Source organism: Mechercharimyces sp. CAU 1602, assembly GCF_024753565.1.
Classification (GTDB): Bacteria; Bacillota; Bacilli; order Thermoactinomycetales; family JANTPT01; genus Mechercharimyces.
The window spans coordinates 15,498-39,879 of record NZ_JANTPT010000001.1 but is presented as its reverse complement, the minus strand read 5'-3'; the positions used below and the strand labels follow the sequence as shown (position 1 = coordinate 39,879).

The window sequence follows — 24,382 nt, the reverse complement described above, 5'->3', positions numbered from 1 at the left end:
ATCCCACAACACCTCCTATCCTCGTAGGAATTTCGTGTTGACGTTACAGGCAGGTCTCCTGGCTCATGATCATCACCTTCTACTCCTTCCCATCCCATACGGACAGTGGATCATATAGAAGGCTCCCACTTACAGTGGCGGGACCGCGCCGGTTTTACACCGGCTTCCCTTTTAAGCAAATCAGACTATCCAGTCATGATTTGCACCTACAACGCTCATTATTATATTTTTCTAACTCTTCTTTCCGTTTAGAGAGAAGAGCGAACATCCACATCATACCATGACTATATAGAGAAAGATAGCACTATTTCATTAATTTTAAAATGCATGGATTCATACGATAAAAAAGGAAAAGCACCCCCCACCAAGGTAAATGCTTTCCCTACTTGTCAACAATGATGATTAACTGATCCCTAACATTCGATCTAACGCTACTTGAGACCATTTTGTAGTCTCGGGATCAACAGTGATTTGGTTAATTACTTCATCACGCACCAAGCCTTCCAACACCCACAACAGATGAGGCTGGTCAATACGGTTCATCGTTAAGCATGGACAGATTGTATTACTGAGAAGACGAATTTCCTGTTCCGGATGATCGTTAGCCAAGCGTTGTACCAAATTGACTTCAGTACCGATCGCCCACTTACTACCGGCTGGAGCCGCTTCGATCTGATTGATGATGTAACTTGTAGAACCATTATCATCTGCTGCCTGTACAACTTCGTGTGAACATTCCGGGTGTACAATAATCTTCATTTCAGGATCACGTTCCCGATGACCTTCGATTTGTTCGACAGTAAACTTCTCATGTACAGAACAATGACCTTTCCATAGAAGCATACGCGTCTCTTCTAACTCACACTCTAAACCTTCAAAGTCACCTGCTTTAGGATCCCATACCACCATTTGTTCCAATGGAATCCCCATATCAAAAGCGGTATTGCGACCCAGATGCTGGTCTGGCAAAAACAGTATCCGCTTTTTCTGTGCAAATGCCCATTCCAACACTTGATGCGCATTGGACGAAGTACATGTTGTCCCCCCATGACGCCCGACAAACGATTTGATCGCTGCTGTCGAGTTTACATAAGTAACAGGAATCACGGTATCGCCCAACTGCGCTTGAATCGCTTCCCATGCTTCTTCTACTTCATCAATATCTGCCATATCCGCCATCGAGCAACCGGCGCGCATATCAGGAAGAATGACTTTCTGTTCTTCTGATGTAAGCGTATCTGTCGTCTCTGCCATAAAGTGAACACCACAAAAGACAATATACTTTTTATCGCCAAGCTTCTCCGCTACTTTGGCCAACTGAAGTGAATCACCCCGATAATCCGCATATTGAATCACATCATCACGCTGATAATGATGGCCCAGAATAACCAAGTCGTCTCCTAGTTGAGCTATCGCTTTGCGAATCCGTTCATCATACTCCTTATATGTGAGCGAGCGCAGCTCTTCGGGCAAGCTCGCGTTAACCGGGTTTAGTATACTGGTCTGCATATTTACTCCTCCTTCTATGATGTACCCCAATCCAAACTAATATCTAACGCCGGCGCTGAATGAGTCAACCATCCGAGCGAGATTGCATCGACACCGGTCTGGGCAACCGCCCGTACCGTCTCAGGTGTTAATCCTCCCGATGCTTCTGTCCATACGCGTCCATCAATCCAAGTAACAGCTTCCTTCAAAGTGGCAATATCCATATTATCAAGCAAGATCGCATCCACTTCTAAGTTGACGATCTCCTTTACTTGTTCCAATGTGTCTGCCTCTACTTCGATATTCACCATATGACCATTTCTAGCGCGCACACGATGTACCGCTTCAGCAATACTACCCGCCATTGCGATATGATTATCTTTTAGCATCGCTCCATGGCTTAGTCCATAGCGATGATTCACACCACCGCCCATACGGACTGCATATTTCTCAAAGGGACGTAAACCAGGAGTTGTTTTACGTGTATCCAAAACAGCACACCCTAATCCCTCTACCAGATCAACAATCTTTCTTGTTTCAGAGGCAATGCCACTCATCCGTTGCATGAAATTGAGCGCCACGCGCTCTCCACTTAACAGCGCTCGCGTTGTTCCGCTGATGTGAGCAATAGGGGTGCCTGCCTCTACTTGATCGCCATCCGTACAAAGTGGGGTAAAGATCACATTATCATCCAAAAGTTGAAAAGTACGCTTAGCAACAGGCATACCGGCAACTACACCGCTTTGTTTAACCAATAGCGTCACCTTGCTTTGCTCTGTTTCTGATGCGAGTGCATCGGTTGTAACATCTCCTGCGCCTAGATCTTCTATGAGGGCTGTGTGGATGATGGGGTCCATCTGTAATCGATTCATTTCGCTTCTCCCAACGTGACAAAGTAATGTTTTTTCTTCCATTCATCTAGCGAAGCTGGAAAGTCTCTACGGTAATGACCTCCGCGGCTCTCTTCTCGCCACAATGCGGACTGAATAATAACCTTTCCCGTCGTAATCAAGTTGCGCGCTTCCCAGTTGCATGGGGATACCTCTTCCTCCAAGGCGTTTAGTTCAGCTAAACCTGCTTCTAAATTCTCCACATAGCGAACGATGCCACAGCGCTCCCACATGATCTCCTGAATACGCAGACGCATCTTCTCATCCCGTTCTAATTTTAAAGGAAGAGCAGCGATAGGAGAAGTATCTACTTCCCCGATCCACTCTGGTAATTGATCCATCGAAGCGGCTACTCTTTGTGCAAATACCGATCCTTCCAGCAATGAATTGCTCGCCAAGCGATTTGCCCCATGTACACCCGTACATGCCACTTCGCCACACGCATACAAACGAGGGATATTGGTCTGTCCGTGGGAATCAGTTCGGATTCCTCCCATAATGAAGTGAGCCGCTGGCGTTACCGGCAATAAATCCTTAGCAGGGTGAAGCCCTTGTCTCCTACACTCTTGATAAATTGTAGGAAAGCGAGCGGCAAAGTGTTTCCCCAACATACGAGCGTCCAAATATACTTTACGTCCCTCTTGCATCTCCTGGTAGATCGCTCGTGACACCACGTCACGAGGGGCGAGGTCTTTCCATTCATCGTAACGACTCATAAACGCTTCACCACGATCATTAACCAAGATCGCGCCCTCACCTCTTACCGCTTCTGAGATCAAAAACATCGGATTTTGCTTCACTGCGAGAGCAGTAGGATGAAACTGCATAAACTCCATATCCGTCAGCACAGCTCCTGCCCGATGAGCCATTGCCAATCCGTCTCCAGTTGCTACGCGATCATTGGTCGTATATTTAAAGAGTTGGCCACATCCACCCGCAGCCATCACGACTCCTTTATTGGCCAGATACTGCATCGGAGTACGATTTGTCCGAAAAGCCAGAGCCCCTCTGCACTCTCCTTGATCCACTAACAAATCTGCAACCAAGGTGTGACTATGAATATAAATATGTGGATGTTGAACTGCTTTCACAAGCAAAGCGCCCGCAATCGCCGCTCCCGTTGCATCGCCTGCTGCGTGCAAGATGCGGGCCACACTGTGGGCACCTTCTCGTCCAAGCGCCCAATCTTTCCCTTTACGATCAAAATCGGCTCCCATCTTCGTCAACAATTCAATGGTTTGCGGACCCATCTGCACCAAGACATCAACCGAATCCGGATCACATAAGTCTACGCCTGTTCGCAATGTATCTTCACGATGAAGCGCCGGCGAATCTTCCATCCCTACAGCTGCAGCAATTCCGCCTTGTGCACGAAAAGAATTACTAGCTTCTTCTCTTTCCTTCGTTAAGATGGTTACCTCGCCTTTATCCGCAAGCAAGAGTGCTGTTACCAGTCCCGCAATCCCACTTCCGATAACAAGGAAGTCCGTCTTGATCTGGTTCATGATTGTGATTCCTTTCACATATTATTCATATTCCGTGTAGACATTTTCTCATGATTTTATATAAAGTCAACCAGCAAATACCCTTGTCCATCGTTACACTTGTGAAAAACCGCGTATTCCCTGCGCCAGAGGCGCTGACCAAACAACCTGGGTTGTAAATATTACGTGATTTTTTTCACAAAGTTAGACCGACCCATACATGTTGTTTCCATTTTTGGATGTGATACTTCCTTATCCTATATTATTCCCAATAGATACTTAGCCCGTCTGCCTTCTTTTCAAATACTCTCGCCTACTCCTTTAGCTGTGGTATATTGGTGTAGACTAAAAAGATTCCATCGTGAAGGAAACAAACTGTAACCATAGAGGAGGATCCATGGTGAATCGTTTCAAATTCCGGCATATCCAGCAGCTATCTTCCACTGATATTCATTCATTATCCAACCTTCTTATCGAGGTTATCCACTCCGGAGCTTCGATCGGCTTTATTTCTCCTTTCACCTATGAAGAAGCAACTTCATACTGGTCATCCCTCAACTTAGCAGAAAAACAGTTATGGATTGCCACATTGGATGAACATATTATTGGTAGTGTTCAATTAATTCCTTGCAACAAACCGAATGGAACGCACCGTGGAGAAGTTGCAAAATTGATGGTTTCCCCTCAAGTACGTCGACAAGGAATTGCACGAACCTTAATGAGGGTTGTAGAAAAGGCAGCCATAGAAAAAAACATTCACCTTCTCGTCCTAGATACACGAGACGGAGATCCTTCAAATCAATTATATCAATCCCTAAATTATACGTTTGTGGGGCAGATTCCACAATACGCTCGTTCCGATGGGGGCAAGTTAGACAGTACAATGATTTATTATAAGCTTCTCACCTCATAATGATCATGTTCATGATTTTCATTCATTCACATCATGCAGGGAGGGATATTTTCGGAAAATCCATTTTTCCGTTACACGCCTATGAAATCAATCTATCTGGATTATGGAGCAACCGCTCCAGTACGTAAAGAAGTACAGGAGATCGTTATGCACTGTTTACAACACGAGTTTGCAAATGGGGGTAGTTTGCACGATCCCGGACAAGCGGCAAGAGATCGGATTGAGTGGGCACGCTCTCAAGTTGCAACATCCATCGGGGCAGACGCACGTGAAATCATCTTTACTAGTGGAGGTACAGAAGCGAATAACTTAGCTGTATTAGGCGCTGCCCGTAAACACCGCCATCGAGGAAATCATATTATCACTTCACAAGTGGAGCACCCAGCTATCTTAGAATGTTGTCGAGCACTAGAAAAAGAAGGCTTTGACATTACCTATTTGCCTGTCAATAGATATGGACAGGTCGAAACGGAGAAAGTAAAAGAAGCCATCACACCGAATACGATCCTCGTCAGTGTGATGGCCGCCAACAATGAGGTGGGATCCCTCAATCCTATAGCTACCATCGGAGAGTTACTACGAGAAAAAGGTATCCTTTTTCATGTAGATGCCATCCAGTGGGTAGGAAAACTACCACTTGATCTCTCCCTTCTCTCAATCGACCTCCTTTCCATCGCCTCGCATAAGATTTACGGCCCTAAAGGTGTAGGGGCTCTCTATATCCGTAAGGGTGTGCGAATTGAGCCTATCATGTATGGAGGCGGTCAAGAGCGTGGATTGCGTCCTAGTACGCAGAATGTGCCTGGAATCGTAGGTTTCGGATTAGCCGCTGAGTTGATCTCACAGGAGGTAACAACAGAGGCAGCCCGATTAACCCAACTGCGAGATACTTTATGGAAACGTATTTCCTCGGAAATAAAAGATGTCTGTCTAAATGGTCATCCCACAGACCGACTACCTAACAATATTAATGTAAGCTTTGATCGCGTAGAGGGGCAAGCTGTAATGTTGGAATTAAATCGTCACAATATCTTTATCTCCAGCGGATCCGCTTGTAGTGCTGGTAAGCATGCTCCCTCTCATGTACTCATAGCGATGGGGCATAAAGCAGAAGATGCGCATCAAAGTTTGCGTATCACTCTAGGTAGGGAAACAACACGAGAGGATCTAGACCTTTTGGTAGGACGCTTACACGAAGTGATTACGTATATGCGTTCTCTAATTTAAAACCAAGCTCGTTTCAGATTAAATTGAAGCATTCACATCAGGTAGGTCTAGGCTTAACACATACTAAAAAGGTAAGAAAAGCACACCAGAGAAGCAACTGCCTCCCTGGTGTGCCTGTCTCCTCTCTATTGATGGCGCTCTAACCATGTCAACACATCGTGATAAACTTCTTCCTTATTCAATTCATTCAACATTTCGTGGCGGCCATCTTCATACAAGCGGATCTCTACCTCTTTCACACCTGCATCTTTAAGTAATTTAGCAACCTTATGTACTCCCTTTCCTTCTTCCCCGACTGGATCTTTCGCTCCAGAGAATAGATAGATCGGAAGAGTAGATGGTATACGCTGAAGATGCTGTGGTCGATCTAATACTTTAACGCCCGTTATGAGATCTCTAAAAAATTGAGAAGTGGCAATCTGTCCACAAAGCGGATCCCGAATATATTTATCCACTTCCTCCTCATCGCGTGAAAGCCAATCAAACGAGGTACGAATAGGCATAAATGAGTGATTAAATTTACCGAATGAAAGTCGATCAAGCAATTTGCTTCGCGTTTTTTTCCCCCGAACCCACCCCTGCAGTTTCGCTATGGAGAGTCCAACAGAGCTCACTGGACCTTTGCTTATTCCCGTACCAGATAAAATTAAGCCTGCTAGCTCATCACCATACGATTGAGCATAGTAACGAGCGAGGAAGGAACCCATACTGTGCCCAAGTAGAAACAAAGTTTGTTGGCTTGTATTTTCCTGTCTGATGCGCACCGTTAACTCATGCATATCTTCCATGGTACGATCCCAACCACTTCGGTCAGCAAAGTGACCCAGTCGCTCCTGAGTGCCCGCTGTGCGACCATGACCACGATGGTCATTAGCATAAACCCGATATCCTGCGTCCGTCAATGCTTTAGCAAAATCATCATAACGTCCGGCATGCTCAGCCATTCCATGTGCAATCTGAACAATCCCTCTACATGTGCCCGCTGGGCTCCAGCGATACACAAAAATTTCTTCTCCATCTGACGCTGTAAAAATAAAGGAATCTGCTCTCATTTGGACCCACTCTCTTTCTACATAAACGACTTGTTCCTATCTTATCAATATCATACCCACTTGAACATCCCCATCAAAAAGCAAAAAAAAGCCCCCATACAGGGGTTAAAAAAGAAGATCGCTATCCAGAACGAAAGTATGACTTTGCGACCATCCGTACCGATGGGGTCCATTTAGAACCCGCCTCTCGCCAAGCCTCCAATACTTGTTCTGTTCCCTCTTGCTCCCACTGATCCGGCTCTGCCTCCTGCCTCTGAGCAAACCACTCTTCTAATTGATTGCATACTGCCCCTGCATCCGACCCTTCCACGAGCAGAGTGAACAGCTCCCCCTTTTTCATGGAGAGAAAGAATGAAATGACCCCAAGAATACTTTTCCCGTTGCATGTCACCCCTTCTTTCACAAACTGAATATCACTTTCCACCTGTACCAACTTTTGTGACAAATACAGTAAGTGAGTCATCTGCATCGGTGAACGTAGTGTTAAATCCATACGTTTTTCCACTCAATCCCTCCTCCTCGAATGATCCATAACCCATGTTTGCCTTTATCTTGCTTGCGATATTTTCCATTATATCATAAAAACAAAATACTTCAACAATTAAGTGTAACTAAAAATGACATTGGATCATTTTCATTGCCTCTCATCAAGTTAATGTTAATTTTATTTACATAAACTTGACACAAAGCAAGGAGGTCGAACATCAGAAAAACCAAAATGATAGGCAATCGCGTCACAAATTCTCTGTGCCGCTTCCCCATCACCAAAAGGATTATGATCCGTAATCATGTTTTCATGCGACTTTCGATCGATTAGTAACTGTTTCGCCTCTGTATAGAGACACTCTCCGTCTGTTCCCACTAACTTCGCTACCCCTGCTTCAACCGCCTCAGGTCTTTCTGTGCGCTCTCTCATCACCAGTACAGGCACCTTAAAGGAGGGAGCCTCTTCTTGTATTCCCCCAGAATCTGTACAAACTAGATGAGCATGCTGAAGGAGATTATGAAAGTGTAAAGGACATAAGGGTGGGATTAGATGAATACGTTCATGTCCCCCCAGCACTTTCTCAGCCAGTAATTTGACTTGTGGGTTTAAATGAACTGGAAAGAGAATTACAGCAGATGAAACCTCATCGATCAGACGACGTAAGCTTTCGAACATCTTCCTCATCGCTTCACCCCAACTCTCTCGCCGATGTGCGGTTACCAACACAAGTTGTTTATCCTTAATATTTTGTAACAACGGGTGAGAATACTCCTTTCTTACCGTAGTAGCAAATGCATCAATAATGGTATTACCTGTAATATAGACCTGATTACGACTTTTCCCTTCACGATATAAGTTAGCTGCAGCCCGTTGAGTGGGAGCAAAGTGAAGTTGTGCAATCACCCCTGTCAATCTACGGTTCATCTCTTCCGGGAAAGGGGAACGCAGATCAGTCGTTCTCAATCCCGCTTCTACATGCCCCACTGGGATCTGAAAATACGATGCCACTATACTAGCAACAAACGAGGTTGTTGTATCTCCATGCACCAATACCAAATCCGGTTTCACCTCTTGCATCACTGGCTCCAACCTTTGTAAAAGACGCATGGTTAACGATGTAAGAGATTGCTCCTCCTCCATTACATCCAAATCGAAATCAGCTTTTAAAGAAAAGGCATTCATTACTTGATTTAACATTACTTGATGTTGGGAAGTCACACATATATAACTCGTCCATTCCTCTCTTAAACGCAATGCTTTTACTAGCGGTGCCATCTTCATCGCTTCCGGCCTTGTTCCAAATACGATAAGAATACGAAAAGGTGTCATCTTATTGTCACGAGGAATGTCCTATCGCCAGAACTTCTTCGCAACATTCACCCCCTCTACTACGCCATTTTCATAAAAATGTCGCGCACACTTCCTACTCCACTTTACAAGTAAAGATATGCGTAAGAAAAAAGATCCATACCTCAGACGTCCGTAATATTTCCCCTCTACGATGAATGTAATGTACAGTACAACTTTGCTGGATTAAGAAAAGAAGGGAGGGTTTTTGTTGGGCAAAAGAATTTTGATTGGTGCCCCCATCCAACAAAAGCCAGAAATATTACAGCAATTCTTACTTTCTCTAACTGAGCTAGAGGCTCACTCCTATACCGCCGATTACTATTTCGCTGACGACAACCGCGATCCCGCCTCTACACAACTCCTTCGTCAGTTCTGTGAAAAACACCCCCAAACTACGATACAGCCCTCCGGTTACAAGCATACGTTTGCTACTAGTGAACAAAGCCACTTTAAAGGATGGAAAGAAGATATCATTTGGAAAGTAGCCACTATGAAAGATACCATAATCAGCCATGCACTCACAAACGAATATGATTATCTTTTTCTCGTTGATTCCGATCTCGTATTACATCCTGCCACTATAGAGCAACTACTCTCAACTGAAAAAGATATCGTCGCCAATATCTTTTGGACAAAGTGGGATCCACAACAGATCGAAATGCCACAAGTATGGCAACGCGATTTCTACACGCAGTACAAAGTGGAACGCGATCTCCAATTGACAAAAGCGCAACAGGAGCAATTAACACTCCATTTCTTCCAGCAGTTGCGTCAACCCGGGCTATATGAGGTAGGCGGTTTAGGGGCATGTACCTTAATTAGCCGCCACGCCCTCGCGCGAGGAGTTCGTTTTGAACAAATTTCCAATATCTCATTACGAGGAGAAGATCGCCATTTCTGCGTACGCGCTGTAGCGATGGGATTCTCCCTCTATGTTGATACCCACTACCCCGCCTACCATATCTATCGCCCTTCGCAACTAGCTGGCGTCGCTCCCTACAAAGAGCGTTGTGCAGCAGAAAGGAAGAAAGCGCCTTCACGATGACCCCACAAAAGGGTATTATTACACTGCATTGACTGGACTCACCAGAGAGCTTAAAAAAAGGTTCTATTGCTCTCTACTCACAGTACTATCATAAACTAACCACCATCCACAAAGATGGCTCGACCTTCTGGTATAGGGAGTGCGGGTCATTTTTTTGTGGGGGGTTTCTTTGTACAACATAATTTTAAATACCAATATTTCTTAATTGAAACAAAAGAAATCCTAGCATATAATAGCCATACCTTATTAACTATAGTGGGTGACTTTATGTTTGATAGATTACGAAAAATTACTGGTAGTAGGGCGATTAATCCCATCTTTTTTAAGGCTATTCAGATACTATTTGCGACCATTTTTTTAGTTAGTTACGCTTGGAATTATCATGTCAGTGAAATTTCATTAAGTATAGTAGGGATATTCTTAATCTGTGCCATAGTACTAAAAGTAATTGGATTCATTATCGATGAAAAGTCTCGCTTGAAGCAAATACGAATGACTAAATTGGGTACACTCATCATTCTTATTGAAAACACTTTGGGTATTATTGCGATCCTCCTCATTATATCTACCTTTTTTATATAGCCCACTCATAGACGTTCCTCTTCTTCTTTCTCACTTCCTATCGTCCTTCAAATAAAAAGGAGCCGTTTAAAACGACTCCTAAAATTCTTCTTTACTTCTTTTCTATGCTCTTCTTCAATCACTCTACCCTACACCAAAGTGTATACCTCACCGTTCATACGTGAAAACTGCCGCCCGTGGATCGTGATCAGACAGGTCACGTCCTTGACCATCTTTAAATTCGTTCTCCGCATTGTAGTAATCCGTTACTGTTAAGGTAACATCATCCGAACTACGGAATAAGATTTTATCAATACTCTCATCTGCTACTGTTTCGCCTACATCAGGAAAACGACCTTCGTTATCCCGCACCACCCACGCATCGGAGAAGCCAGCATCAATAAATTGACGCACTCCTTCCTCATCACGGAATTTGCTATTAAAGTCCCCTGCCACAATTACAGGGTAACCAGTTGACCACTGTTCGATTTTCTTTAAGATTTGCCTAAAATTTTTCTCTCGCACATCCTCATCATTCCCACCTGCATCTGCATGAAGATTGTAGATATCTACATAAACATTTTCACTAATACGATGCCGTGCATACGAAAATCCCTTTGGAGCTAGACAATCGCTCCCATTTCCAAAATAACCACCGCAATCTTCCCACTCTTTGCGCTTGAAATCTGTGAATGGGAATATGGAAAAACGATTCAATCCATCGCCAAAGCCCATGCTTCCACTATGCTTTGACTTAAAGGGGTGATTTGCTTCTGAGGTCAAATCATCATGGTAATTCCAATCCTCCTGTACAAGCACAATATCGTACTCGTTTAAGCGCGGACTTATTTTTTTTGTGTTTTTTGCTGGATTCGATTGCGAAATCGGATCCCACAAGCCTGCCACATTGTAGGTTAAAAGATTGAAGCTACCCTGATCCACCTCAGATTCTGCCGCAAATACTCCCTGTCCACCACTTCCAGTCATCCCTATCAACACAGCGATAAATAGTACGAGCCATCTTTTCATTCATGCCCCTCCTCGTTCTAGTTTGTGCACTTCCCTTCTCTTCTACTTCACTGTAAACGTAGACGACTTGCCCTTATAATCACTCACTTTGCCGCTCATTGATTTAGAGGAACCATAATGAACGATGCGATACGTCCCTTTCTCCACATTAGATGGAACCTGCCAAGTGATCTTGACAAAAGAGGTTGCCATCACTGTCGATTTTCTCTCCCATTGAAATGTTGTCTCCCAATCATGATCATCAGCAACAGTAACCCAGTTGTCACCTTTTAATCTTTGTACTTCCAAATAGGTCGATTGTGTACGGAAGTTGTTGTTGGGATGACCCGCCCAAAATTGAACAGATACTTTGTCACCCGCCGCATAGCTGCTTTCTACATTCTTTTTTACATCTCCGAATGATTTGCCCCATGGAGGTAAGTCATACAACACCCCCGGGGGAAAATAAACCTGTTCGTCGCTTAAATCTTTCGGTGCTTTTCCTTTCTCCACTTCATTGCCTGTGATAATTGCATCGGTCAAACGATCAAATTCCTGCAAATAGGCTCCGAGCGTCCATTTTCCATACAGCGTAGATGCCCCTTCATAATGCTGTTTATCATATTCTTCCGGCGTGGACACATAGCTACTATACGCGTTGGACAATCCAGAAATGACCGTAATACTCTTTTGCTGTAGATGCGCATCCATCTTTTCCTGTACCTGCTCCATCATCCGCCGCCCTGCCATTGTAGTCACCTCGGCTGGCACAGCCACAATAGAAACTTGACCGATTTGTACCATCTGAACAGGTACAATGTCAGGCGTCCACGAATCAGGAGTTACTTTTGAAGGTGCCAATAGTACTGGTTTAGGGGCATGTTGCTCCCATAGCTTTGGATACTTCGCTCCACTCATCTCTCCGATCTGGGGAACAATCACCATTAAATTCTGCAAATAGGGAACGATGTTATCATAATCATCAATCTGATACTCCGGTTGCGTCATTCCCTCTTGAAAAAATGAAGGTCCACGACCATCTTCCGTACCAGCCCCAAAAGAATAGCCTAAAGCTCCGGGATATGTTCGACGCTCCGTTCCATCAGCGTACTCACTCGCAACAGTAACATTTTGCATATCAATATACTTATGCTTAGTAGAAATACCCCCACTCACTTCTGTGCCCGTCGACTCTGCCATCCGTTTAGCCGCTTCATATTGCACTCTCCCAGCATACTGGGTACTCTCTTGATCACTGTCTCCATGTCCTTTGCCATCTCCATAAATATTGGGGGTCACATCGCCCGCGTGAGCTTGAGCAAAAGCTGCGACAAAAGAACCTTCAGCTGTTACTTCTCCGCCCATTTCTTCTTCAAGCAAATAGGAAGCATAACCTTTATTATCTCCGGTAATTAGATGATTCTCTCCACTCATCGATACCCCGTGTACAGGAAACCAATTATAGACGCCAAGAAGGCGATCTGATGCATCTCGAAAGTGAAGCTGTGTCATTGTCGTATCGACATCTTGATCATATTTTGACCGTTCTGCAGCTGGATTATTTTTATATGCCTCTTTTGAGCGATTGGCACTGATACCGTCCACTTGCGTTTGATTTACCTCAATAGAACCCGGCTGTAAGTTTCGATGCGCCCGTACGATAGATTCATAGATCCCATTTACAATCGTCTCATAATTTTTTTCATGAAAGCCATAACTTGAGAGGTTGTACAGCCCACGGTGAGCATAGCCACCTGGTCCTCCATGTGTATGGGTAGCACTTAACATGACATTTTCTTCGTTGTACCATTTCCCATAGCCATTATTATTTAGCTTATTAATAACACCTTGTTTAACAGAATGAAAGAGTTGTCCCAAATCAGCACTTACCAATACAACCCGCTGATCCGATGCTCGCTCTTCTGCTATAAAAGCACGTGAGCGCAAACGCTGATGAATCCCCGCAGTCGTTTGACCAGAATCTGCATAGCCCATCATAACCACTTCGGCAGCAGGACCGGTAATATCATAGCTCCCCGCTCCAACAAGATATTCGTAATCATCTGAATTGAAAGCGCTTACATCGAATGGAAAAGAAAGAATTAGAATAAAGACAAGCGCAATTACAACTCCTTTTCCTTTTGATCGCAAACTAGTCATGTAGATCCTCCTTCAGATTTCTCGTGTAATCTTCACAATCTTTTTATATGAACAAAAGTATATCATACACTCTATTGTTTGAAAATAAAAATTCGAATTTTTTTCTCAAAATAAAAAGACCTCAACCTTAGATGAGGCCCTTTTTAACTGACATAATTAAAGTGATTGATAGTTTTCTTCTGTTTGTTTATACGTTTTATAATCACAAATGATAAAAAGTTGAGCCTCAGCCGGAAGAGGCTCGTGCATACGCCGAATCACGCCAAAATCTTCGCGATCAGCTACGAGATTAGCCCCTTGACTAAGGAAAAAATCATGCGCATGTTGATACGTCTCCCATTTCGGATGCTTTGGAAAAAGGTATAAATCATCTCCATGTTGAGTGCGCAATAACTGCTGAAATAGACGGCTCGAACCTTGAAACTGTGACGCTTTCGCCATTAAATTGGAAGTCATCTGATTAGAGAGGATAAAGTCATCTACCTTTGCATGTCGAAAGTTATTTACATGGTTTTCTTTCATCACTTCAACCACGGTATACACATCTACTCCATGTTGAACCCCGTAATGCTCTATAGCAGTAGCGATTAATAGTGTGCGACCATCCGCCAATACCGGGTCTTCGACTTGAGGAGGGGAAAAAACCATAATCGCTTTCGAGTCCGCAATATTCGCTTGTGTCAATACCTCCTCATCTGTGGGTTCCCCTTGTATGTAGTGATAACGAACACCTGACATCGGCGACTTTTCCAACATATCGATTAAAACAATCTCTGCATCATGATTACTTGACATCAATTCCTTCATCGCATCTTTTGCCTTTTCCGACCAACCGATGACAACATAGTGATCACTTCCACGAAATTTCAATCTCCCTTCCTCCTTCTTCCTTTTATATGATCCAAATGCATCCACTACCTTCCCAATCACAACCCCAATCAGCCCAATTCCCACAATGTAAAGAAATATAGCTACTCCTTGCCCTGCCTTCGTAACAGGTGAATAGTCGCCGTAACCCACTGTAGTCACAGTGGTCATCACCCACCAAAACCCCTTCCACGAACTCTCAAATGTTTCTGGTTCAATGTAGTGGATAGCGTACGAACTAGATACCAACAACAACCCGGTAAACAGTAACAAAAACCAATTATTTAACTGCACTGCAGCAGCAACCATCTTGCGAATATAGTAAATTTCGATTCCCTCCCTACATTAAAAAGCTTTAATCCCACCCTATTATCTACTTCTATCTTAACCAAAATCGAGGGGAGATGGGAAAAAGATAACTTAAGTCTTGAAAGAAAAGCTGATCCCCAATGATCGGAAATCAGCTTTCATTCACTTCACTTATCTTGCGAGTTCATAAATGGCCTGTGCATAGATCGCAGTTGTCCGTATTAAATCCTCCACCGATATACGTTCATCCTTTTGATGTGCTGAATCAGGCCTACCTGGAAAAAGAGGTCCAAACGCAACACCAGTATCTAGAGCACGTGCATAGGTTCCGCCTCCGATGGCCATCAGTTCTGCTTTTTCCCCAGTCTGTTCTTCATATACACGTGCCAAAGTTTGTACAAGTGGGTGTTGATGATCAACTGAATGAGGCATTTTATGATCGATCAAATCTTGTTCAATCTGCACACCATATGGTGCCATTTGTTGCTCAAGCTCACGCATGATCCATTCTCCGTCACCTGTGAGCGGATAACGGATATTAAGAACTACTTGTTGATTCTCCCCTCGTTTATAACGAAAGACACCTGCATTAATGGTTAATTTTCCTACACGATCATCCATTTGATCTACGCCTAATTTTTCACCATAAAAACTATCCAGCAAACAATCGTTAATTAGGTTGATATATTGCGCTCCTTTTTGATCAAGATCCACCGTGTGTAAGAAACGCGCCAGTTCCAATGCCGCATTCTGCCCTCTTTCTGGCTCTGAACCATGATGAGATTTCCCTTCAACAACCAGCGTCAGATCTGCGTTCGCCTCTTCTGCATATCCTCTAATCCGATTTTCTAATAGAAATGTTTGAAATGCCTCTTTCAAGATGAATACATCATCATCACCCAGAAGGCGCGCTTCGGCATAATCAGGCACCATATTGGGGCGTTGACCCGAGATAAAGGAGCCTAATGTCCAGCCTGCACTAAGCTCTTCCTCTTCTATTGGAGTAAGCTCACCTGCAAGCGATAAATCAATCAACCCTTTTTCCGCTGTGATGATAGGAAAATAGGCATCAGGAGTAAAGCCCATTGTCGGCATCTCTTCTCGTTCAAAGTAATACTCCATATCACGCCACAAAGACTCTTCATCTGTGCCCCAAATTAATCGAATTCGTTTAGAGAGCGGCAGATTCAACTCTTTTAATAACTTGGTAGCAAAAAAAGCAGCCATCGCCGGTCCTTTATCATCAATCGCTCCACGCGCATATAAATCACCGTCACGAATTTCAGGAGAAAAGGGGGGACTTGTCCATCCCTCCCCTGCTGGTACTACATCTAGATGCGCCAAAATTCCAACCAGTTCCTCCCCTGATCCGATCTCGGCATGACCCGCATATCCGTCCACATTTTTGATTTTAAACTCATTTTCTTCGGCAAGCTCTAACATATAGGAGAGGGCCTCGGCAATTTTCTCCCCGAAAGGAGCTCCTTCGGCCACTGTCTCTTCATCCAACACACTTTCAATCGCCAACAGCTCTTTTGTCTTCGCTAATAACTCATCTTTTCTCTTTTCTACTTCCTGTAACCATTGAATCTCCAACTTACAACCTCCTTTTTCTCTTCCTACAGGTACTATGTACCGCTATCACTTCATTTCTGGTTTCTGAGAAGCCGAGGTGGCCAGTGCCTCTACCATCTCGCTGTGAATATGATCATTCGTAGCTAAAATGTGACGAACATGAAGCGCATAGGGGTTACCACAAGTATCAGTCACTTTTCCGCCTGCTTCTTCAACCAAAAGGGATCCAGCCGCTAAATCCCAAGCATTTAGTTGAAGTTCCCAAAATCCACTAATTCGCCCCGCTGCCACGTACGCGAGATGGAGGGCAGCTGAGCCAGCTGCCCGCAAATTGCGGCACCGCGGCGCCAGATAATTGATTCCAGACAAGTTTATCCCCGCCGCAATACGATCTGCTGCTGGGAATCCGGTTGCAATCAAACTTTCTGCTAACTTTTTTTCTTCGGATACACGTAGCGCTTGGCCATTCAAAAATGCCCCCTGCTCCTTTTCAGCAGTAAAGCATTCATCCGTAAGGGGATCATAAATGACTGCACATGTAACCATTCCTTGGTACGCATAAGCGATAGAGACACAACAAAACGGAAAGCCATGAACGAAGTTTGTCGTTCCATCAATCGGATCTACTACCCATAAATGATCCATCTTTTCATGCGTCTCCGTTGCCTCGGATGACGCTTTTACGCCAGGAGCTACTCCTTCTTCTCCCAATATCGCATGACTAGGGTATGCTTCTCTAATCTTGGCACATATAATTTCCTCTGCCTGCTTATCCACCTCAGTCACCAAATCACTGTGCGACGATTTATATGAAACCTCTTTTCCAGTTTGAATACGCTCTGCAATCAATGATCCAGCCGCTTTCGCCGCAGAGATGGCCACGTTAAGTTTCGACACCTTTCTTCTTCCTCCTTACTTCCAGCAACACTTTAATTAAATAATCTCCCTAATAGTATCATGTCCTGAATCGATTCTGCATCATTCGTCCACATAAATAACTAACACACCCACTAATTAAATATTTCTGTTTTTCCCAATTTTAAATTGAATAAACAGGGCAGAACGGGAAGTGAATTTATTTCTTTTGAATACAGGCTTATTTCACCATATGACCTTCACAATATAGTAAATGATAAAAACAGAGCTAAGGGAGGAATAATCCCACTCGGCTCTGTCGTCTCTTTTTTATCTTGTATATACTTGTATAAATTTATAAATGAATTAAAATATTGACTAGCTTTCCGAAAGGATCTCTAACATAAAAACGCCGAACCCCCCACGGTTCTGTAGTTGGCCCATATACAATTGGAACTCCAGAATCTTTTATACGAGTAAGAACTTCGTCTAAGTTATCAACTTCAATTGACAAATCAGGTACTGGTGTGCCAGATCCTCCCTCAGATAAAAAACTAATTTGAGCGGACATTCTCTCATTAGATCCATAGGTTGCAATAAATTCACGGTCCATTAATTGATCAAGTCCTAGTATTTCCTCGTAAAAGTGTTTTGCTTTGGAAGTGTCCTGCGTTTCAATATTCGCAACAATTCGCTTGACTTTCAATTCTGCACCTCCATGGTATGTTGAATTTTAGTTTTCTCGTTACGCCTCAAACTTTCCCTGAAGAATAACTTCCGGATTACTACTCCTGAAACCTTCATAAAATTCAATAAAAAAGCGGAGTCAATCCAGAAATCAGTGATGATTTACTAACAATAGTAACCCGATGATCCCTGCTGCACTCGACTAAGATCCCCTGGATCTTTTTATCTAGGGCTTATTAATCATGAAAATATAGGTTGCCTCATACCGTTTTTCTGTGTGTGATTTTACATCAACCCTTAGTCGGAGACAAAAAAAAACGATATAATAAACCTACTAAGAAGCTAAAGGAGCGGCTATCATGCCAAATATCTGGTCACATATCGTCTTTGCCCAGCAATGTTATGAGTTGACTCACTTACCCTTGCCACAAGAGCGTACCCTTTTTCAACTCGGCTGTCAGGGACCTGATCCACTCTTTTATCATCATTTTTTACCATGGAAAAAAAAGAAAGGAGCTGATGAGCTAGGAAATGTGATGCATACACAAGCATGTGGTCCTTTTCTCGTCAACCTGCTCACAGCGGCCAAGGAAGAGAAAGATATCCGCAGTTATGTAAGTGGCTTTGTGACACATCACCTTCTCGATCGGCATACTCACCCCTATATCCATTACAAAGCTGGTTATCAAGGATATAACCACCAACGACTGGAAATTATTCTTGACACATTGATCGCTAAGCAACTAAAGGGGATTGAAACATGGCGAACTCCTGTATACAAGGAACTGGATGTAGGTGATGATTTACCTGCAACATTAGTTCACGTGCTCAATCACTTAGGTGAAACCTTTTATCCAGATCAGATGCGCAATGTACCCCAAACCATTTGGAACGATGCGTATCAAGATATGCTCAAAGCGCTACATCTCTTTTATGATCCGTGGGGTGTAAAAACGGTGCTCACCGCTGGCAAGATCGCTCCCTTCCGCTATACAAAGAATCTCCCTGCAAAAGATTATTTAAATGAAAGCAAGCAATCCTGGGTTCACCCAGCTCTACCTGACGAACAGCATGCCTCTTCTTTCTGGGATCTCTGGGAGAATGCATTAACGGAGGCCAAAGAAATTCTCCCTCTCATATACACTTTTTGGGAAAAAGATGGAGAAATGGCTCCCATCAGATCTAGATTAGGCAATCTATCATACGATAATGGTAAGCCATGTTCTGCAAACCTAACTAATTATTTAGCCGATCCGATCGTATAAAAATACGGTACTCCTTGTACGAACGATAAACACCTATATGTGCACAAAAGGGGGATCACCCCCTTTTTAATGACTTAAACCGATAAAATCTATCTAAACAGTTGACAAAAGAACATTCCTATGCCATTATCTAAATAGACAGACTGCTTTACCCCTTTAGAGAGTGTTGTTTTCTCCTTATCTGTAGGTGTTTTATGCCACCGTATCGAAACCGCTGACAAAAAAAAGCCTTTCGCAAAGGCGGCCAAACCAATTGCGAAAGACTTCATTAAAATCTGGGAACAAAGATATATTGCTGTTACCTAATGCTTAAAATGTTTCCATGTACTTGCCTACCCAAACAAAACCCCAATCCTCTACATCCACCAAATGGAGTACATAAGGAATACCTATTTCTCCTGGTTGACGGTTGTCGATTTTGGTTGGGATAGCGTCAGCGGTTTCGTATTCGGATTTGGAATATAGGTAGTAAACATAGTCTTGAGTTTGAATAACTTGTTGTGCTTCACTTTCTACCTTTGTAGGAGCCTTCGTGGTTGCTGCTGCATCAACAGTAGAGACAGAACCAAACAATGCTACACCTAATGCCAAACCTGCAATTGCTTTTGCTTTCATCATCATAAATCCCTCCTTGTTATAATACATAGAAACCATAACACATTGCCCACGTCGAATTCCGTCTAATTTTGTCTGCCAGATAAAGATTAAATCTTCAGAATAAGTAGATATGTATAATTATCGTTCTGGCTTTCTTCCTCTCTTGATATATCCGTATTCCGCCCTTATTCTTTCTCTTTTTTTTGAATAAAGATCCTTTCTTTACATACCCGACACAAAATATTCTTCTTTTCATTACAATGGGAGAAAAGGGGTAAAAATGAAGGAGATGGATCCCCGTTTCTAATTAAATAGGACCATCTTCCTCTAGTTATTCTACCCTTTTATTATGCCAATACATATAGAGCGAAGCTGCAAAGATAATCAGATAACCTACTATACTATAAAGATCTGGTAGCTGGTCGAAGAAAAGGAAACTAAAAATGGAAGTATAAACCACTGTAGAATAAAAGAAAATGGAGATCTCTCTTGCGGCAGCAAATTTATAGGCTGCGGTAATGCCGAGTTGCCCTAAGGTAGCAAAAGAGCCGGCTAGCAGTAAATAGACCGTCTGCTTTACAGTCATCGGCTCGTAAAAGAAGATCACAAAGGGAAGCAATACCACCGTAGAAAAAAAAGAGAAATAAAATACGACTGTAGCAAAGCTTTCTTTTCCGCCCAAAAATCGTAACACCGTATAAGCACCTGCAGCAAACACAGCCGATAACAGTCCTGCTCCGTATGGTACCAAGTCCACATGAAAAGAAGGCTTAATAATAAACAGCGCGCCTACAAAGGCGATGAGAACAGCAAGCAGTTGAAATGTGTGTGCTTTTTCTTTTAAAAAAAGAGCTGAAAAAATGACTAATAAAAATGGACTCAGTTTATTTAACATATCGGCATCCGATAAAACAAGATGATCAATTGCATAAAAATAAAAAACAATGCCTAGCGTGCCGAGAGTGGAGCGTAACAGAAGATACTTCTGATTTTCCCATCTCCCCCATAATCGTTCCTTATACACCATCACCATGCTGAAGGCGATCACCGCCGTCACCAAATTACGGAACATTGTTTTCTGGATTGTAGGTAAATCCCCTGATAACTTCACAAACACTGCCATCATTGAAAAACCTAAAGCTGATACTAAGAGGAGTAAGATCCCCTTCTCTTTATTTCCCATCTACTCGTCCCCATCCGATCAAAAACAGTCCGAATTAGAGTACCTGATAATATAAAAGAAGTCAAGCAGAGTCATAGGTGGCACACTATAATCACAATGAAGGGTTAGGAGCTCCCTCCTGTTCCTTATCATTGCGGTAGGCAAATGGACAAGCAATTTTTTTACTATCGAGCTCATTGGTTTCAGGAATGAAGTATTGCATCCACTCACGATTGTTTTCTTCTCCAGGAAGGCCCAAGTACGGAAAGACAGGATGGTCATCGTATTGCTGTAACAATTGACGAATAACCCTGATCGCTTTTTTCCCTCGCTCCTGTAACAGGCCCATGTGCTCAAACACCCAGGCAGGCTGAACCGCGATTAAAAAAGTGCTAGACTTCCTGCTTTTTCGTCCTTTATAAGCAGGGGTATTACACACCACAAAAATCGGTTCCCCATGATAGATAAACTCCCAGTATGGACTATCAGTATTACGTGTTCTTTCTTGTGGCCACATCACTTCATCCAAGCGATGCAGTCGATTCACGATACTCCAAAAAATGCTCTCATACTCACATAAGGATTGATCGCGCGGTAAATTAAAAAAAGAAACGTATGAGGTGTACTTGCCCAGCTGACGCGCAGACGATAAATAGAGGCGCAAATGTTGTGCCCATGATTTAACCGCTTCATCATCATCTGATTCATAAAAAGAGAACCTCATTTCATCCTCTTTTAAACCTTGCGTCGCAAAGATGCAAGGGAATTTGGGTGATGGCGATAACACTCCTTCACGAAAGGATAAGAACGCATCTTTTCGCCAATCATCAACGGCAAATCGAGCGATCTCTGTTTGTTGGTACATCATCACTTCTTCTCCCCTCTCTCCTTACTTAATATGGACAAATACTTTCTTTCCTCCTCTCCTCAAATAATGACAGTAGTGCTGATACTTGTATGATGATCACCAAAGCAATGCTTTAAAGTAATGTTTAAGATGCGCTAAGTTTTTTGTTTAATGATTTTTGTTAAGGGTATGATCTGTTAAAGGGGAGCACAAAAAATTCCTGTAGCTACTCAAAAAATCACCGTGATGTTTCTCGTAACTACCCACTTTATAGGAGGGAAACGGATGAATACCATGACGTCTCTTAAAGAGTCATTAGAGCGTGTAAAGAAAGCGGGTGCAAAAAAACTTCCTGCTGAAATAAAAGAGAATATGGCACGAGCTACTAAAGAGTTAACAGAATCAGCTATCGCTAAAGGACTTCAAGCTGGAGAAAAAGCACCCAACTTCACCTTGAAAAATGCCATTAGAGAAGAGATCACCTTATACGAGCAGTTGCAATCTGGCCCTGTCGTCCTTCTCTTTTATCGTGGAGAATGGTGTCCATACTGCAATCTGGAGCTTCAAGCTTATCAGCAAATGACTCCCCAATTTAGAGAGAGTGGAATCCAAATATTAGCAATCAGTCCCGAAACTCCTGATCACTCACTTTCTGTAAAGGAAAAACACACCCTTTCGTTTGAAGTGTTAAGTGATCCTACACGACAAGTTATCAACAATTATAAACTCTTATTTCAACTGCCGGATTACCTCGTTGAAACATACCAGAAAGCAGGAATCGACCTGAAAGAGTATAATATGAAAGATGATGCCTGGCACCTGCCCGTTCCCGCTACTTATATCATCGCTCCTGATGGGACCATCGACTACGTTGAAGCTGATCCCGACTACACTTCTCGCATGGAGCCACAAAAAGCACTAGAACGAGCACAAAGGTTAAAGAGATAATAAAAGAATGAAGCTCCTCAAATAGAGGAGCTTCATTCTTTTATTATCTCTCCCTTCATTTATTGAGGAGTCCAAACATCCCCGTCGCCCCAAGAGCAACTCCTAAGGCAAGAAAGAGAGGAAGTTGTTCAAACGCTACTCCTAAAGCAGTCCCAACCCCTACCCCAATCGCTATACTCGCACCTAGATTTTTACGCCTTTTCTTCTTATTTTCCTGTTTATGATCCATCACACCGCCCCTTTTTACCTCTCTCCACTTTTGTTTACCCTTAATGATGCATTAGTACGCATCAGTCACAACCTGCCCATCAATCAATGGATGATCTCAGATTCTTCCCTCTACTCTTTACATATCCCTTCACGATAGAGAGAGTGAAGATGGGTCTTCACAACGAGAACAATGCGCTCGTAAGAAAGACGCTGCGGATTTAACATTACATGTATTGCTAAACCATCTACAAGCGCATACAATCGTTCTGCTTCTACCTCAACATCTACAGATTCACATAACATGTCCCTATGCTCTAGCTGTTTTAAAATAAGGTGCAATCCCTGGTATATCCCATCTTCTTCAATTTGAAATTCCTTTTCCTTTTGGCTGAAATGAGAGATAAAAGAATACCATACCTTCATTTCTGCCATCGACTCTTCATCCGTAGGAATCATCTGAAGAACCAGTTGTAAAACTTGTTCCTGAAGTGAGAGGGAGCCACTTACAATATTCATCATACGAGCTTTTACTCGTTCTTTTACCACTTCCATCGCGTAGCGCAGCAACTCTTCCTGTGTTGGAAAATAGTGACGCAAAGATCCTAACGATATATTCGCCTCCGCGGCAATATTTCTGACGCTCGCCCCCTCTACCCCTCGTTCATAAATGATGCGCCATGTCGCTTCAGCAATTTTCTTTTTCCGCTGCTCGTGATCCACTTGTTTTGGCATATCCGTATTGTATCAAAAAGGAGAGCAATGTACGCATGAAGATCTATCTCCCCTTACTTCGATACTCGCTTCGATTGTTGGCCATTTAATATAACTTGTTTTATCTCATGCTTGCACTGGTACTCTAATACTAAATGAAAGTGAATAAAGGCCGATAATGGGTAGAATTGCCCCTGATAAATCCCCGATGAGTATAATACTTTTAATATTTCGATACGACCTTACAATACTTGTATTTTGTGAATTCACAGCAGGAACATCAAAACTCCTGGTTGCACCATTAATTAGTGTTACTTCGACTGTTAGAGGATCTGAAGAAGAGGTGGCAAGCCGTTCAACTGAGATTGTCCCGAAAACAATAGGGTACGAGGTTACATTTTTGTATATTTCAAATGAAGGAACCTCCTCTGTCAGCGTAAAATTATACCCTCTTACCGTATCATTCATTGTAATGGCAGATATATTTCGTGGATGCTGTTTATGAATATTGGTAAGGTTGAGCGCAAGTGCTGTACTTTTATTTACACTCTTGCTCCCTTTACTGGTTACTTTTTTTTGGTGATTTCGTATATATTTTTTACCCATACCTACACTTCCTCTCTCATTATACTAACTATTCTATGAAAATATGAAAGAAAAAGATTGGATGGTTATTAGGATGTA

At 43.0% G+C, this 24,382-nt stretch carries 25 protein-coding genes and 1 riboswitch; of the genes, 6 read left to right on the top strand and 19 right to left on the bottom strand.

The features are described 5' to 3' along the window. Window positions 1–31: 31 nt before the first annotated feature. Window positions 32–225, bottom strand: a riboswitch (cobalamin riboswitch). Between the two features lie 177 nt (window positions 226–402). Genes nadA through NXZ84_RS00230 form a run of 3 tightly spaced genes read right to left on the bottom strand, consistent with a single transcriptional unit; the run spans window position 403 to window position 3,883 of the window. Then, window positions 403–1,509, bottom strand: coding sequence for a quinolinate synthase NadA (gene nadA / locus NXZ84_RS00240; protein ID WP_258838301.1), 1,107 nt, complete (start codon window positions 1,507–1,509; stop codon window positions 403–405). A 14-nt stretch (window positions 1,510–1,523) separates the two neighbouring features. Beyond that, entirely contained in the window at window positions 1,524–2,360 is an 837-nt protein-coding gene (gene nadC / locus NXZ84_RS00235) for a carboxylating nicotinate-nucleotide diphosphorylase (protein ID WP_258838300.1), read from the bottom strand. After that, window positions 2,357–3,883, bottom strand: coding sequence for an L-aspartate oxidase (locus NXZ84_RS00230; RefSeq protein WP_258838299.1), 1,527 nt, complete (start codon window positions 3,881–3,883; stop codon window positions 2,357–2,359). Before NXZ84_RS00230 ends, nadC begins: the two co-directional genes overlap by 4 nt. Before the next feature lie 376 nt (window positions 3,884–4,259). On the opposite strand from NXZ84_RS00230, the gene NXZ84_RS00225 reads away from it, so the two are divergent. Then, complete coding sequence (locus NXZ84_RS00225; protein ID WP_396653992.1) at window positions 4,260–4,775, top strand: GNAT family N-acetyltransferase; 516 nt, start codon at window positions 4,260–4,262, stop codon at window positions 4,773–4,775. 81 nt (window positions 4,776–4,856) lie between these two features. Beyond that, complete coding sequence (locus NXZ84_RS00220) at window positions 4,857–6,002, top strand: cysteine desulfurase family protein (RefSeq protein ID WP_258838297.1); 1,146 nt, start codon at window positions 4,857–4,859, stop codon at window positions 6,000–6,002. Window positions 6,003–6,127: 125 nt separating this feature from the next. Here the strand turns inward: NXZ84_RS00220 and NXZ84_RS00215 are convergent, their stop codons facing one another. The 3 genes from NXZ84_RS00215 to wecB all read right to left on the bottom strand — a co-directional run bounded on the left by NXZ84_RS00215 (window position 6,128) and on the right by wecB (window position 8,870). After that, the gene (locus tag NXZ84_RS00215; protein WP_258838296.1) at window positions 6,128–7,054 is read right to left on the bottom strand and encodes an alpha/beta hydrolase; all 927 of its coding nucleotides are present in this window, start codon (window positions 7,052–7,054) and stop codon (window positions 6,128–6,130) included. A 121-nt stretch (window positions 7,055–7,175) separates the two neighbouring features. Then, entirely contained in the window at window positions 7,176–7,559 is a 384-nt protein-coding gene (locus tag NXZ84_RS00210) for an HPr family phosphocarrier protein (RefSeq protein ID WP_258838295.1), read from the bottom strand. Window positions 7,560–7,718: 159 nt separating this feature from the next. Then, window positions 7,719–8,870 carry a non-hydrolyzing UDP-N-acetylglucosamine 2-epimerase gene (wecB, locus tag NXZ84_RS00205; protein WP_258838294.1) on the bottom strand — a complete coding sequence of 384 codons (1,152 nt, stop codon included), beginning with the start codon at window positions 8,868–8,870 and terminating at the stop codon, window positions 7,719–7,721. A gap of 229 nt (window positions 8,871–9,099) precedes the next feature. On the opposite strand from wecB, the gene NXZ84_RS00200 reads away from it, so the two are divergent. Both NXZ84_RS00200 and NXZ84_RS00195 read left to right on the top strand, forming a co-directional pair. Beyond that, complete coding sequence (locus NXZ84_RS00200) at window positions 9,100–9,936, top strand: glycosyltransferase family 2 protein (protein ID WP_258838293.1); 837 nt, start codon at window positions 9,100–9,102, stop codon at window positions 9,934–9,936. A gap of 114 nt (window positions 9,937–10,050) precedes the next feature. Beyond that, window positions 10,051–10,518, top strand: a complete 468-nt coding sequence (locus tag NXZ84_RS00195; protein WP_258838292.1) for a hypothetical protein — start codon at window positions 10,051–10,053, stop codon at window positions 10,516–10,518. 147 nt (window positions 10,519–10,665) lie between these two features. Here the strand turns inward: NXZ84_RS00195 and NXZ84_RS00190 are convergent, their stop codons facing one another. The 6 genes from NXZ84_RS00190 to NXZ84_RS00165 form a co-directional block, all read right to left on the bottom strand. Beyond that, window positions 10,666–11,526: an endonuclease/exonuclease/phosphatase family protein gene (locus NXZ84_RS00190; protein ID WP_258838291.1), complete on the bottom strand. Its 861-nt coding sequence runs from the start codon at window positions 11,524–11,526 to the stop codon at window positions 10,666–10,668. Between the two features lie 42 nt (window positions 11,527–11,568). Next, window positions 11,569–13,665, bottom strand: coding sequence for a neutral/alkaline ceramidase (locus NXZ84_RS00185; RefSeq protein WP_258838290.1), 2,097 nt, complete (start codon window positions 13,663–13,665; stop codon window positions 11,569–11,571). Between the two features lie 156 nt (window positions 13,666–13,821). After that, window positions 13,822–14,841 carry a potassium channel family protein gene (locus NXZ84_RS00180; RefSeq protein ID WP_258838289.1) on the bottom strand — a complete coding sequence of 340 codons (1,020 nt, stop codon included), beginning with the start codon at window positions 14,839–14,841 and terminating at the stop codon, window positions 13,822–13,824. A 171-nt stretch (window positions 14,842–15,012) separates the two neighbouring features. Further along, window positions 15,013–16,431, bottom strand: a complete 1,419-nt coding sequence (gene pepV / locus NXZ84_RS00175) for a dipeptidase PepV (protein WP_258840293.1) — start codon at window positions 16,429–16,431, stop codon at window positions 15,013–15,015. Window positions 16,432–16,482: 51 nt separating this feature from the next. After that, window positions 16,483–17,313, bottom strand: coding sequence for an inositol monophosphatase family protein (locus NXZ84_RS00170; protein WP_258838288.1), 831 nt, complete (start codon window positions 17,311–17,313; stop codon window positions 16,483–16,485). Window positions 17,314–17,626: 313 nt separating this feature from the next. Next, the gene (locus NXZ84_RS00165) at window positions 17,627–17,977 is read right to left on the bottom strand and encodes a VOC family protein (protein WP_258838287.1); all 351 of its coding nucleotides are present in this window, start codon (window positions 17,975–17,977) and stop codon (window positions 17,627–17,629) included. A 340-nt stretch (window positions 17,978–18,317) separates the two neighbouring features. Between NXZ84_RS00165 and NXZ84_RS00160 the strand changes: the two genes are divergently transcribed. Next, window positions 18,318–19,223: a zinc dependent phospholipase C family protein gene (locus NXZ84_RS00160; protein WP_258838286.1), complete on the top strand. Its 906-nt coding sequence runs from the start codon at window positions 18,318–18,320 to the stop codon at window positions 19,221–19,223. A gap of 89 nt (window positions 19,224–19,312) precedes the next feature. On the opposite strand, the gene NXZ84_RS00155 is transcribed toward NXZ84_RS00160, so the two are convergent. From NXZ84_RS00155 to NXZ84_RS00140, 4 genes are all read right to left on the bottom strand, one after another. Continuing rightward, the gene (locus tag NXZ84_RS00155; RefSeq protein WP_258838285.1) at window positions 19,313–19,492 is read right to left on the bottom strand and encodes a hypothetical protein; all 180 of its coding nucleotides are present in this window, start codon (window positions 19,490–19,492) and stop codon (window positions 19,313–19,315) included. 40 nt (window positions 19,493–19,532) lie between these two features. Beyond that, the gene (locus NXZ84_RS00150; protein ID WP_258838284.1) at window positions 19,533–19,841 is read right to left on the bottom strand and encodes a hypothetical protein; all 309 of its coding nucleotides are present in this window, start codon (window positions 19,839–19,841) and stop codon (window positions 19,533–19,535) included. Window positions 19,842–20,151: 310 nt separating this feature from the next. Further along, a complete protein-coding gene (locus NXZ84_RS00145; protein WP_258838283.1) occupies window positions 20,152–21,003 on the bottom strand; it encodes a DMT family transporter in 852 nt (283 codons plus the stop codon). Between the two features lie 91 nt (window positions 21,004–21,094). Then, on the bottom strand, window positions 21,095–21,850 hold the full coding sequence (locus NXZ84_RS00140; protein WP_258838282.1) for a YqcI/YcgG family protein: 756 nt from the start codon (window positions 21,848–21,850) through the stop codon (window positions 21,095–21,097). Window positions 21,851–22,114: 264 nt separating this feature from the next. Here NXZ84_RS00140 and NXZ84_RS00135 point away from each other — a divergent pair, with 264 nt between their 5' ends. Beyond that, window positions 22,115–22,777, top strand: coding sequence for a peroxiredoxin-like family protein (locus NXZ84_RS00135; RefSeq protein ID WP_258838281.1), 663 nt, complete (start codon window positions 22,115–22,117; stop codon window positions 22,775–22,777). Window positions 22,778–22,832: 55 nt separating this feature from the next. On the opposite strand, the gene NXZ84_RS00130 is transcribed toward NXZ84_RS00135, so the two are convergent. The 3 genes from NXZ84_RS00130 to NXZ84_RS00120 all read right to left on the bottom strand — a co-directional run bounded on the left by NXZ84_RS00130 (window position 22,833) and on the right by NXZ84_RS00120 (window position 24,304). Next, window positions 22,833–23,006, bottom strand: coding sequence for a glycine zipper domain-containing protein (locus NXZ84_RS00130; RefSeq protein WP_258838280.1), 174 nt, complete (start codon window positions 23,004–23,006; stop codon window positions 22,833–22,835). Window positions 23,007–23,116: 110 nt separating this feature from the next. Further along, window positions 23,117–23,719 carry a TetR/AcrR family transcriptional regulator gene (locus tag NXZ84_RS00125; RefSeq protein ID WP_258838279.1) on the bottom strand — a complete coding sequence of 201 codons (603 nt, stop codon included), beginning with the start codon at window positions 23,717–23,719 and terminating at the stop codon, window positions 23,117–23,119. A gap of 105 nt (window positions 23,720–23,824) precedes the next feature. Beyond that, window positions 23,825–24,304: a hypothetical protein gene (locus tag NXZ84_RS00120; RefSeq protein ID WP_258838278.1), complete on the bottom strand. Its 480-nt coding sequence runs from the start codon at window positions 24,302–24,304 to the stop codon at window positions 23,825–23,827. Window positions 24,305–24,382 lie beyond the last annotated feature (78 nt).

Excerpts from the sequence above, each read along its gene's own strand:
- nadA (WP_258838301.1), bottom strand. The coding sequence starts at position 1,509 with ATGCAGACCAGTATACTAAACCCGGTTAACGCGAGCTTGCCCGAAGAG.
- nadC (WP_258838300.1), bottom strand. The coding sequence starts at position 2,360 with ATGAATCGATTACAGATGGACCCCATCATCCACACAGCCCTCATAGAA.
- NXZ84_RS00230 (WP_258838299.1), bottom strand. The coding sequence starts at position 3,883 with ATGAACCAGATCAAGACGGACTTCCTTGTTATCGGAAGTGGGATTGCG.
- NXZ84_RS00225 (WP_396653992.1), top strand. The coding sequence starts at position 4,260 with ATGGTGAATCGTTTCAAATTCCGGCATATCCAGCAGCTATCTTCCACT.
- NXZ84_RS00220 (WP_258838297.1), top strand. The coding sequence starts at position 4,857 with ATGAAATCAATCTATCTGGATTATGGAGCAACCGCTCCAGTACGTAAA.
- NXZ84_RS00215 (WP_258838296.1), bottom strand. The coding sequence starts at position 7,054 with ATGAGAGCAGATTCCTTTATTTTTACAGCGTCAGATGGAGAAGAAATT.
- wecB (WP_258838294.1), bottom strand. The coding sequence starts at position 8,870 with ATGACACCTTTTCGTATTCTTATCGTATTTGGAACAAGGCCGGAAGCG.
- NXZ84_RS00195 (WP_258838292.1), top strand. The coding sequence starts at position 10,051 with ATGGCTCGACCTTCTGGTATAGGGAGTGCGGGTCATTTTTTTGTGGGG.
- NXZ84_RS00190 (WP_258838291.1), bottom strand. The coding sequence starts at position 11,526 with ATGAAAAGATGGCTCGTACTATTTATCGCTGTGTTGATAGGGATGACT.
- NXZ84_RS00185 (WP_258838290.1), bottom strand. The coding sequence starts at position 13,665 with ATGACTAGTTTGCGATCAAAAGGAAAAGGAGTTGTAATTGCGCTTGTC.
- NXZ84_RS00180 (WP_258838289.1), bottom strand. The coding sequence starts at position 14,841 with ATGGTTGCTGCTGCAGTGCAGTTAAATAATTGGTTTTTGTTACTGTTT.
- NXZ84_RS00160 (WP_258838286.1), top strand. The coding sequence starts at position 18,318 with ATGCCAAATATCTGGTCACATATCGTCTTTGCCCAGCAATGTTATGAG.
- NXZ84_RS00155 (WP_258838285.1), bottom strand. The coding sequence starts at position 19,492 with ATGAAGTCTTTCGCAATTGGTTTGGCCGCCTTTGCGAAAGGCTTTTTT.
- NXZ84_RS00150 (WP_258838284.1), bottom strand. The coding sequence starts at position 19,841 with ATGATGAAAGCAAAAGCAATTGCAGGTTTGGCATTAGGTGTAGCATTG.
- NXZ84_RS00145 (WP_258838283.1), bottom strand. The coding sequence starts at position 21,003 with ATGGGAAATAAAGAGAAGGGGATCTTACTCCTCTTAGTATCAGCTTTA.
- NXZ84_RS00140 (WP_258838282.1), bottom strand. The coding sequence starts at position 21,850 with ATGATGTACCAACAAACAGAGATCGCTCGATTTGCCGTTGATGATTGG.
- NXZ84_RS00135 (WP_258838281.1), top strand. The coding sequence starts at position 22,115 with ATGAATACCATGACGTCTCTTAAAGAGTCATTAGAGCGTGTAAAGAAA.
- NXZ84_RS00130 (WP_258838280.1), bottom strand. The coding sequence starts at position 23,006 with ATGGATCATAAACAGGAAAATAAGAAGAAAAGGCGTAAAAATCTAGGT.
- NXZ84_RS00125 (WP_258838279.1), bottom strand. The coding sequence starts at position 23,719 with ATGCCAAAACAAGTGGATCACGAGCAGCGGAAAAAGAAAATTGCTGAA.
- NXZ84_RS00120 (WP_258838278.1), bottom strand. The coding sequence starts at position 24,304 with ATGGGTAAAAAATATATACGAAATCACCAAAAAAAAGTAACCAGTAAA.